Origin of the sequence: Komagataeibacter nataicola (genome assembly GCF_003207795.1) — a bacterium.
In the GTDB taxonomy this organism is placed as follows: domain Bacteria; phylum Pseudomonadota; class Alphaproteobacteria; order Acetobacterales; family Acetobacteraceae; genus Komagataeibacter; species Komagataeibacter nataicola.
Genome location: NZ_NIRT01000103.1, coordinates 1 through 1,382 on the forward strand (window position 1 = coordinate 1; position 1,382 = coordinate 1,382).

Sequence of the window (1,382 nt, forward strand, 5' to 3'; positions counted from 1 at the left end):
GAGATGGGGTGGTTGCCGTCCTCCCCGCACGGCATCGCAATGTGCCAGAATGGTCGTTGGAAGAAACGACTGCGCGAAAGGACGGCAGATGAAGGATACAGTGATAGGCGTTGATCTGGCAAAGAACATTTTCCAGGTTCATGGAGCTTCGCGTGCGGGCGAGGTGATGTTTCGCAAAAAGCTGCGTCGTCAGCAGTTTATGCAGTTCATGGCCACGCAGCCGCCTGCTCTGGTCGTTCTTGAAGCGTGCGGGAGCGCGCATTACTGGGCTCGCGAACTGGCAGGAGCTGGTCACGAGGTCAGACTGATCGCTCCGCAGTATGTGAAGCCTTTCGTGAAGCGCCAGAAGAACGATGCTGCTGATGCGGAAGCGATCGTCATTGCGGCCCGTCAGCCGGAAATGCGCTTTGTCGAACCACGCACTGAAGCGCAGCAGGCGCGTGGCGTTCTTTTCCGGGCCCGGCAGCGTCTGGTGCACCAGCGCACGGAACTGGTGAATGCCCTGCGTGCCGTTCTGTATGAATTCGGTCTCGTCGTGCCACAGGGGATTGCGCATATCAAACGCATTGAAGCCATGCTGGATGATGCAGTTCTGCCAGATCTTGTAAGGCAGGAATGCCTTGATCTGCTGCAACAGATTTCGGAGCAGAGTGTGCGAATTGATGCCAGAACAAAGAAGATCAGGATGCTTGCCCAGGAAAGTGAAAACACCTGCAGATTGCAGAGCATGCCTGGAGTGGGTCCTCTGACCGCTCTTGCGATTGAAGCTTTTGCGCCTGACCTGCAGAGCTTCCGGCGCGGGCGCGACTTTGCTGCGTGGCTGGGGCTGGTGCCCCGTCAGTTCTCATCTGGCGGAAAGGAAAGGCTGGGGAAGATATCAAAAGCCGGGCAGGCTGATATCCGCAGGCTTCTCATCATGGGTGCCATGACCCTGGTGAACTGGGCCAGCCGTAAGGCCCCTGCACCGGGAAGCTGGCTGGCGCGGATGCTCGCCCGCAAGCCCCGTATGCTGGTCGCCATTGCCCTGGCCAACAGGATGGCACGGGCCATCTGGGCTATGGCAACAAAACAGGAGGATTATCGGGATCCGGCCCTGTCCGTGGCAGCCTGAGCGATGGCTTGGCTTCTGCGGATGGAACCGGTAGGGGTGTGAGAGGGCGATGACCTGAATGGGCGCATGATCGTTTGATCCGGATCGGAAAAACCAGTGGATTTCTCTGTGCTTTAAAGCACGCCTGTGAGATTTGGATCTGATCCGCTGATCACCATACTGGCCAGTGGCTTCTGAAAGGCCACATCAACAGGCCTTACAGAAGACCGCACACGATCACACGTCAATATGGGTCAGAAAACTCTTGCATAACGGACGGTAACCACAGAAG

General features: G+C 57.4%; 1 protein-coding gene. It reads left to right on the top strand.

Annotated features, from left to right (window positions below; translation table 11 throughout):
- The first annotated feature begins 88 nt into the window (after positions 1–88).
- Positions 89–1,111 carry an IS110 family RNA-guided transposase gene (locus CDI09_RS17485; RefSeq protein ID WP_078524646.1) on the top strand — a complete coding sequence of 341 codons (1,023 nt, stop codon included), beginning with the start codon at positions 89–91 and terminating at the stop codon, positions 1,109–1,111.
- Positions 1,112–1,382 lie beyond the last annotated feature (271 nt).